We start from the raw sequence: 9,268 nt of genomic DNA on the forward strand, positions 1-9,268 counted from the left end.
CGCCCCCACCAGCGCCTCCGCGAGCCCCGGGACCACCGTCCCCGTCGGGAACACCCCCGGCTCGCCCTCCGCGTAACTGCTCGCCACGAGCTTGCGCTCATCATCGTTCCACCGGTAACCGACATAATCGGCCACCACCAGATCGCCCTTCCGGGCCTCCGACCCGTCCCCCTCCTCGAGGGTCTCCACCGCCAGCGAATCCCCCGGACCGCCGTCCGGGAACTCCACCTCCGGAACCTTCCCGAACTCCCCGCTGACCGACACGTCCACCCCGCCGCCGAAAAACGAACACGACGACGCGAACACGAGCGGAACGGACAGCACGACGGCGGCGGACACGACCGAGAGACGACGACGGCGCATACGGGTCCTTCACGGGGGTGACGAGCGCTGCTGGCCGCTCACCCTACCGCCAAAGTGACCCGCCAGTAGGCCCGGGCGCGCCCAACACCCGCAGCACACCCCTCCACACCCCCGCAGACCCGCCCGGCCAGCCGGAACCACCCCCGGCCACACCACGAGCCCGTCCGGGGGACACCCCCGGACGCACCCGCTACCCCCGGACGCACCCGCTACATACCGGCGATCAGCTTGTCGACCCGCTCGTCCACCGACCGGAACGGGTCCTTGCACAACACCGTCCGCTGCGCCTGATCGTTCAACTTCAAATGCACCCAATCCACCGTGAAATCACGACGCTTCTCCTGCGCCTTGCGGATGAACTCACCCCGCAACCGCGCCCGCGTCGTCTGCGGCGGAACCGACTTCGCCTCGAAGATGTCCAGATCCCGCGTGACCCGCTCCGCACCCCCGCGACGCTCCAACAGGTAATACAGACCACGATCACGATGCACATCGTGATACGTCAGATCCAGCTGCGCCACCCGCGGCGACGACAACGGCAGATCGTACTTCCGCCGGTACCGCTCGATCAGCTGGTACTTCATCACCCAGTCGATCTCCCGCGACACCAGATCCAGATCACCGGTCTCCACCGCCCGCAGCGTCCGCTCCCACAGATCCAGCACCCGCTTCGCCGTCGCGTCACCGCCCCGCGCGTCCACGAAATCCCGCGCCTTGACGAAGTACTCCTTCTGGATCTCCAGCGAACTCGCCTCCCGGCCGTTCGCCAACCGCACCTTCCGCCGGCCCGTCATGTCATGACTGACCTCCCGGATCGCCCGAATCGGGTTCTCCAGCGTCAGATCACGCATCACCACACCGGCCTCGACCATCCGCAGCACCAGGTCGGTCGCACCGACCTTCAGCAGCATCGTCGCCTCGCTCATGTTCGAGTCACCGACGATCACATGCAGCCGACGGAACCGCTCCGCATCCGCATGCGGCTCGTCCCGCGTATTGATGATCGGACGCGACCGCGTCGTCGCCGACGACACACCCTCCCAGATGTGCTCCGCCCGCTGCGACACGCAATACACCGCACCCCGCGGCGTCTGCAGCACCTTCCCCGCACCACAGATGATCTGCCGCGTCACCAGATACGGAATCAGCACATCCGCCAGCCGGCCGAACTCCCCGTGCCGACCCACCAGATAGTTCTCATGGCAGCCGTACGAGTTCCCCGCCGAATCCGTATTGTTCTTGAACAAGTAGATGTCGCCGGCGATGCCCTCCTCCCGCAACCGCCGCTCCGCATCCACCTGCAGACCCTCCAGGATCCGCTCCCCCGCCTTGTCGTGCGTCACGAGATCGACGACACTGTCGCACTCCGGCGTCGCGTACTCCGGATGACTCCCCACATCCAGATACAGCCGCGCCCCGTTCCGCAGGAACACATTGCTACTGCGCCCCCACGACACCACCCGCCGGAACAGATAACGCGCCACCTCATCCGGAGACAGCCGACGCTGCCCACGGAACGTGCAAGTGACGCCGTACTCGTTCTCTAGCCCGAAGATGCGCCTGTCCACACCACGACCCTATGCGCCCCGACCCCAACTTCGTAGTCCCCGGATGGACAAGGTTCCCGGGACCCGCCCCACAGCACCCCCGACACACCGAAGACCCGCCGCGGCGCCACGGCGACACACCGCACCACCACGACGGGCCCACAAACCGGACCTCACCGGCGAACGCTCACAGCAACCGGGACACCCCGGACACCGGCACCCGACCAGAAATCAGTCCTCGTCCGACGAACCCGACTCCGAACCGTCCTCGTCCCCGCCCGACGAACCGGACGACCCCTCCGCCAGCAGCCCCTCGATCCGCCGAGCCGCCAACCGCTTGAACAGCCGATGCTCCCGATTCCGATCCAGCACCGCCACCTCCAGCGACGACGCCTCCAGACGACGATCCGAATCCTGCGCCTCCAGCGCACGCACCGCCGTCCGCAGCGCCTCCTCCAACGGAGCCCCCTCGCGGAACCCGTCCTTCAGCGCCTGCGCCACCGCGTCCGCCTGACCGCCCATCGCCACGTAACCGTGCTCGTCGGCCACCGACCCGTCGAACGTCAACCGGTAGATCTGGTCCGTCTCCGCGTCCTCACCGACCTCCGCGACGACCAACTCCACCTCGTACGGCTTGTTCGTCTCCGTGAAGATCGTCCCCAGCGACTGCGCGTACACGTTCGCCAGCCCCCGCGCCGTCACGTCCCGGCGGTCGTACTGGTACCCGTTGATGTCCGCGTACCGCACACCGCCCAGCCGCAGGTTCTCGAACTCGTTGTACTTCCCCACCGCCGCGAACGCGATCCGGTCGTAAATCTCACTGATCTTGTGCAGCGCCCGCGACGGATTGTCCGCCACGAACAGGATGCCGTCGTCGTACTGCAGCACGACCACGCTGCGGCCACGCGAAATACCCTTCCGCGCATAGTCCGCCTTGTCCTTCATCTGCTGTTCAGGCGACACATAGAACGGCATCGACACCGGTCTGGATCCCTTCTATCGCAGCGGGGCGGTCGGCCCGCCCGGCGAGTCGTAACGTGCCTCGACCACGGACCGCGCGAGCGCCCCCACCTCGTCCTCACCGAGCCGGCGGTACCCGTCCGACGTCACCGACGCCACCACCGGGAAGATCCGCCGCGGCAGATCCGGACCGCCCGTCGCCGAATCGTCGTCCGCCGCGTCGTACAAAGCCTGCACGCACACCAGCGCCGCGTCCTCCGCCGACAGATCCCGCCGGAACAGCTTCTTCAGCGCGCCCCGCGCGAACACCGAACCCGACCCGATCGAGTGGAAGTCCCGCTCCTCGTACCGGCCGCCCGCCGGATCATAGGAGAAGATCCGCCCCGCGTCCCGCTCCTCGTCGTACCCCGCGAACAGCGGCACCACCGCCAGGCCCTGCATCGCCATGCCCAGGTTCTGCCGCACCATCGTCGCCAGCCGGTTCGCCTTGCCCTCGACCGACAGCGTCCGGCCCTCGCGCTTCTCGTAGTGCTCGAGCTCGACCTGGAACAACCGCATCATCTCGATGCCGATCCCGGCCGTCCCCGCGATCGCGATCGCCGAGAACTCGTCCGCCCGGAACACCTTCTCGATGTCGCGCTGCGCGATCACGTTCCCCGCGGTCGCCCGCCGGTCCCCCGCCATGACCACCCCGCCGGGGAAGGTCACCGCGACGATCGTCGTCCCGTGCGGAATCTCGTCCCCGACCGGCGTCGCCGGCGGCGTCCGCCCGCCGGGCAGCAGGTCCGGAGAGTACGCCCCCAGGAACTCCGTGAACGAAGACGTGTCCGGGCTCGCGAACAAGCTCGACAGACGCCCGGTGTGCGAATCGTGGGACGCCACGCGACTCCCTTCCCTCCACCATGGCACCGGCATCACACAGATCACCGGCACGGACGAGTACGACCCTACTGTTCAACGCCCGCCCCTGCATGCCGCGCCCGCCCCACCGGCTCAGCCCACGGCGAACCGACCGACCCGGCGGGGCTCCGCGGAACCCTACGAGCGGGCCGAGGCGCCGGACACCGCCGAGCCACCGGACGCCCCGCTCCGCGCCACGATCTCCCGCACCAGGACCTCGAGCGGCGTGAACCCGTCCCCGGCACGACGCCCGAAGGACGGGTCACCGCGCCGACGCTCGCCGTCCGCGTCGCGATACGGCTTCCAGCCGTTCAGCGGGACCGTCGCCGGATCCACGTCCGGGCACGTGAACGACAGACGCGTCGTCCCGTCCGGCAGGGCCACCGTCCTGACGAGCTCCCCCATCACGTAGTCCGCGGCGCGGCGGAGGCACGTGGCGTCGTCACCGAACTGGCCCATACCGGTGTTGCATCCGGTGCAAGCGATCCCGCGCACGGCCCCGGTGCCGTGATCGTGGTCGATGTGCTCGCCGGGACGATCGCTGCAGACCCCGCACAGGCCGACCTGGAGTTCGAAGAGCCGGTCCGCGTCGGACTCCGTGATCCCGTATCGGTGGTGCAGGTGACCGGCGCGCGAAGTACCGCCCAAGGTGCCCCACGCCACCCGGTTCAGTCCGCGCAACTCCACGCGAGTACGCCTGCGGAAGACCGGCTCGCCGAACTCGTTCTCGAGCATTCGGGCCTGGGAACCACGGAGTTCGAGGTAGTCGGCGGCGAGGAGCATGCGCTGAGGGTCGTCCTCGAACTGGCCGAGCGCCCCGTTGCACTTGAAGCACAGGATGCGCCGGACGGCGCCGCTGAAGTGGTCGTGGTCGACGTGCTTCGCAGCGGCGCGGAGGCAGATGACGCAGACACCGCCCTGCTGGACGGTCATCTGCCGCACCTCCTCTTCGGTGAGGCCGTACCGGAGCTTGAGAAGGTAGTTGCGGCTGCTGCCGTGCCTGCGTTCCCTGTGCTCCCGAGTGATCGTGTTCCAGCAGGGCTTGCAGTAAGAGGAGTTTCCAGAACCTTTAGACCGATTGTTGCCGAAGTCCTCTAGCGCCTTGACCGTTTCGCATCGCGGGCAGTACTTCATTCCCTGAGGATCTTCTCGACGTCTCCTGAAGTCCTTCGTCTTCCTCCCCAGAGATGCCTGCTTCTTGCGGTACGAGGCGGAGTTCCGCTGAGCGAAGCAGTCCCTGCAGTAGAGCGCCAGACCGTCCGGCGATGCCTTGCGCTTCCAGAACTCGGCGGCCGCCTTGACCTTTCCACAGTCCTTGCACTTCTTTTCAGAAATCATGGGTGGGACTTTATCAGCCCCACCCATGATTCGACAACACTTTCGAGTTCGGCGAGCGACCTCGAAAGCCTTTATTAGTTGATGGAATCGGACATGTCCGATTTATCCATCACTGTCCGCCTTTTTGCACAAATCCACGGACGAATTCCTCCGCATTTTCCTCGAGGACTTCGTCGATTTCGTCGAGGATATTGTCGACGTCGTCGGTCAGTTCCTCGTGGCGTTCCTGGACGTCTTCGCTGGTCGTGGCCTCGGTCTCCTCGACCTCGTCCGTGCGCCGCGTGGTCTGCTTCTGACCGCCGGTGTCCTTTGTGGCCATCACGTACCTCCGATCCTGCCGTTGCCTTCGACCTTATCCCCGATCTTCGGCGACGAGTGGATCTTGCGGTCCGTTTCGTCCGCCTCGGCGGGGGGCTTCGGGCATGCTCGGGTTATCGCCCGTCCGCAGAGCAATGAAACGGGCATACCGGTCTCGATACGGAGACGTCGGCCGTTTACCCAGGTCATCGCGGGGCGGAGGGGCCGGAAAAGCGTGTGCCCGTCCCCGGCGGCCTGTTGCCGCCGGGGACGGGCATGTGCGCTGGTCAGGGCCGTTGCGCGGTGCTCAGGTCAGTCCTGGCCCGTCAGGGTGGCGACGAGGGCCTCCGCGGTGCGGCAGCGGTCCAGGAGGGCGCCCACGTGCTCCTTGGTGCCGCGCAGGGGCTCCAGGGTGGGGACGCGCTGGAGGGACTCGCGGCCGGGGACGTCGAAGATGACGGAGTCCCAGGAGGCGGCGGCGACGTTGTCGGCGTACTGGCGCAGGCAGCGGCCGCGGAAGTACGCGCGGGTGTCCTCGGGCGGGTCGTCGATGGCGGCCTCGACCTGGTCCTCGGTGATGAGGCGTTCGATGCGGCCGCGGTCGACGAGGCGGTTGTAGAGGCCCTTGTCGGGACGGACGTCGGCGTACTGCAGGTCGACGAGGTGCAGGCGGGAGTGGGACCAGTCGATGTCGTCGCGGCTGCGGTAGCCCTCGAGGAGGGCGAGCTTGGCGACCCAGTCGAGCTCGCGGGAGAGCTGCATGGGGTCGTCGCCGAGGCGGTGCAGGACCGACTCCCAGCGGTCGAGGACGTCCTTGGTCATGTCGTCGACGTCGGCGCCGAAGCGGTCCTCGACGTACTTGCGGGACTGCTCGAGGTACTCCATCTGGAGCTGGACGGCGGTCATCTTGCGGCCGTCGCGGAGGGTGAGCAGGTGCTTGCAGGACGGGTCGTGGGAGACGGCGCGGAGGGAGGCGACGGGCATGTCGACCGAGAGGTCGGTGGTGAGGAAGCCGTCCTCGATCATGGCGAGGACGAGGGAGGTGGTGCCGAGCTTGAGGTAGGTGGACAGCTCGGCGAGGTTGGCGTCGCCGATGATGACGTGGAGGCGCCGGTACTTCTCGGGGTCGGCGTGGGGTTCGTCGCGGGTGTTGATGATGGGGCGTTTGAGGGTGGTCTCGAGGCCGACTTCGACTTCGAAGAAGTCGGCGCGCTGGCTGATCTGGAAGCCGTCGCCGCGGCCGTCGACGCCGATGCCGACGCGGCCGGCGCCGCAGACGACCTGGCGGGAGACGAAGAAGGGGGTGAGGTGGCGGACGATGTCGGCGAAGGGGGTCTCGCGGCGCATGAGGTAGTTCTCATGGCAGCCGTAGGAGGCGCCCTTGTTGTCGGTGTTGTTCTTGTAGAGCTGGATGGGGTTGGTGCCGGGGACCATGGCGGCGCGTTGGGCGGCGTCGGCCATGACGCGTTCTCCGGCCTTGTCCCAGATGACGGCGTCGAGGGGGTTGGTGCATTCGGGGGCGGAGTATTCGGGGTGGGCGTGGTCGACGTAGAGCCGGGCGCCGTTGGTGAGGATGATGTTGGCGAGGCCGAGGTCTTCGTCGGTGAGCTGGGTGGGGTCGGCGACCTCGCGGGCGAGGTCGAAGCCGCGGGCGTCGCGGAGGGGGTTCTCTTCTTCGAAGTCCCAGCGGGCCCGGCGGGCGCGTGCCGCCGATGCCGCGAGGTAGGCGTTGACGACCTGGGACGAGGTCACCATCGCGTTGGCCCCTGGCTGGCCCGGTACGGAGATGCCGTACTCGGTCTCGATGCCCATCACCCGCCGAACAGTCATATCGTCGAGCCTATCGGGGCGGTGGGGGTGGAGCCACGGGGGCGGTGTGTCGTGGCGGGTTCGTCGTGGTGCCGGTGTGGTCGCATGGTGGTGACGTGCGCGCGGCGGCCCCCCTCGGGGTGGGGCCGCCGCGTGCGTGGTCGTCGGGTCAGAGGTACTGGCCGGTGTTGGCGACGGTGTCGATGGAGCGTCCGGCTTCGGCGCCCTTGGTTCCGGAGACGAGGGTGCGGATGTAGACGATCCGCTCGCCCTTCTTGCCGGAGATGCGGGCCCAGTCGTCGGGGTTGGTGGTGTTGGGCAGGTCTTCGTTCTCGCTGAACTCGTCGACGCAGGCGGCGAGCAGGTGGGTGACGCGCATGCCCTTTTGCCCGGTGTCGAGGAATTGTTTGATGGCCATTTTCTTGGCGCGGTCGACGATGTTCTGGATCATGGCGCCGGAGTTGAAGTCCTTGAAGTAGAGGACTTCCTTGTCACCGTTGGCGTAGGTGACTTCGAGGAAGCGGTTCTCCTCGGTTTCGGCGTACATGCGTTCGACGGTGCGCTGGATCATGGCGTCGACGGTGGCCTCTTCGGAGCCGTCGTGCTCCTTGAGGTCGTCGGGGTGGAGCGGGAGGCCGCTGAGGATGTACTTGGAGAAGATGTCCTTGGCGGCTTCTGCGTCGGGGCGCTCGATCTTGATTTTGACGTCGAGTCGTCCGGGGCGCAGGATCGCGGGGTCGATCATGTCCTCGCGGTTGGAGGCGCCGATGACGATGACGTTCTCGAGCCCTTCGACTCCGTCGATCTCGCTGAGGAGCTGCGGGACGATGGTGTTCTCGACGTCGGAGGAGACTCCGGAGCCGCGGGTGCGGAAGATGGAGTCCATCTCGTCGAAGAACACGATGACGGGGGTGCCTGCGGATGCCTTCTCGCGTGCTCGCTGGAAGACGAGCCGGATGTGGCGTTCGGTTTCGCCGACGTACTTGTTGAGGAGCTCGGGCCCCTTGATGTTGAGGAAGAAGCTCTTGCCCTCCTTGCCGGTCTTCTCGGCGACCTGTTTGGCGAGGGAGTTGGCGACGGCCTTGGCGATGAGGGTCTTGCCGCATCCGGGCGGTCCGTAGAGGAGGACGCCCTTGGGGGGCCGGAGCTGGTGTTCGCGGAACAGGTCGGCGTGAAGGTAGGGCAGTTCGACGGCGTCGCGGATCAGTTCGATCTGGCCGCCGAGGCCGCCGATCTCGTTGTAGGAGATGTCGGGGACCTCTTCGAGGACGAGTTCTTCGACCTCGGCCTTGTGGATCTTCTCGTAGGCGTATCCGGAGCGGGACTCGAGCATGAGCGAGTCGCCGGCGCGGAGCGGGACGCCGCGGAGCGGTTCGGCGAGTTTGATGACGCGTTCCTCGTCGGCGTGCGCGATGACGAGGGCGCGTTCTCCGTCGTCGAAGAGCTCTTTGAGCATGACGACTTCGCCTTGTTCTTCGAACTCGAGGGCTTCGACGACGTTGAGGGCCTCGTTGAGCATGACCTCTTGGCCGCGCTGGAGTTCTTCGACGTCCACGGCGGGGCTGACGTTGACGCGGAGTTTGCGTCCCCCGGTGAAGATGTCGACGGTTCCGTCGTCGCGGGTTCCGAGGAAGACCCCGAATCCGGAGGGTGGTTGTGCGAGCCTGTCGACCTCCTCCTTGAGCGCCACGATCTGTTCGCGAGCCTCTTTGAGGGTCGCTACGAGACGCTCGTTCTGACCGGTCACTGCGGCCAGGTTGGCCTGTGCCTCATGGAGACGTTCTTCCAGCACGCGTGCTTGGCGCGGGGATTCCGCGAGTTTGCGGCGCAGCACGGTGATCTCCTCCTCCAGGAAGGAGATCTGTGTTTGGAGGTCCTTGACCTCCTTGTCGTGCTGCGCTCTGCGCGCCCCAGCTTCGTCACGAGCGGCCACGCCCCGTCACCTCCTCACGAAGAGAGCCGACGACCTACTGAGACCCTACCTATCTGGAGGGCTTCCGTAACCTGCCCATTCGGTTCTCGTGTCGTGCGGGTGGGTGTCGGGGGTGTGCGGG

Annotated in this window: 8 protein-coding genes; all 8 read right to left on the reverse strand. The window is 66.9% G+C overall.

Annotated elements, in window-relative coordinates:
• The coding region (locus DMH08_RS36380; protein ID WP_148108637.1) for an FKBP-type peptidyl-prolyl cis-trans isomerase at window positions 1-363 on the reverse strand (363 nt) is incomplete at its 3' end.
• A 209-nt stretch (window positions 364-572) separates the two neighbouring features.
• Window positions 573-1,931, reverse strand: a complete 1,359-nt coding sequence (gene pafA / locus DMH08_RS36385) for a Pup--protein ligase (RefSeq protein ID WP_026401675.1) — start codon at window positions 1,929-1,931, stop codon at window positions 573-575.
• Window positions 1,932-2,141: 210 nt separating this feature from the next.
• Window positions 2,142-2,885, reverse strand: coding sequence for a proteasome subunit alpha (gene prcA, locus DMH08_RS36390; protein ID WP_125620720.1), 744 nt, complete (start codon window positions 2,883-2,885; stop codon window positions 2,142-2,144).
• Between the two features lie 21 nt (window positions 2,886-2,906).
• The gene (prcB, locus tag DMH08_RS36395) at window positions 2,907-3,752 is read right to left on the reverse strand and encodes a proteasome subunit beta (RefSeq protein WP_026401673.1); all 846 of its coding nucleotides are present in this window, start codon (window positions 3,750-3,752) and stop codon (window positions 2,907-2,909) included.
• A 156-nt stretch (window positions 3,753-3,908) separates the two neighbouring features.
• A complete protein-coding gene (locus tag DMH08_RS36400) occupies window positions 3,909-5,108 on the reverse strand; it encodes an endonuclease VII domain-containing protein (RefSeq protein WP_233618023.1) in 1,200 nt (399 codons plus the stop codon).
• Between the two features lie 109 nt (window positions 5,109-5,217).
• Window positions 5,218-5,427 (reverse strand): ubiquitin-like protein Pup, encoded by a 210-nt coding sequence (locus DMH08_RS36405; protein ID WP_026401672.1) that lies wholly within the window; start codon window positions 5,425-5,427, stop codon window positions 5,218-5,220.
• 290 nt (window positions 5,428-5,717) lie between these two features.
• Window positions 5,718-7,235, reverse strand: a complete 1,518-nt coding sequence (dop, locus tag DMH08_RS36410) for a depupylase/deamidase Dop (protein ID WP_199748175.1) — start codon at window positions 7,233-7,235, stop codon at window positions 5,718-5,720.
• Window positions 7,236-7,383: 148 nt separating this feature from the next.
• Window positions 7,384-9,147, reverse strand: a complete 1,764-nt coding sequence (gene arc, locus DMH08_RS36415) for a proteasome ATPase (RefSeq protein ID WP_026401670.1) — start codon at window positions 9,145-9,147, stop codon at window positions 7,384-7,386.
• Window positions 9,148-9,268 lie beyond the last annotated feature (121 nt).

Origin of the sequence: Actinomadura sp. WAC 06369 (assembly GCF_003947565.1) — a bacterium.
Classification (GTDB): Bacteria; Actinomycetota; Actinomycetes; order Streptosporangiales; family Streptosporangiaceae; genus Spirillospora; species Spirillospora rifamycini.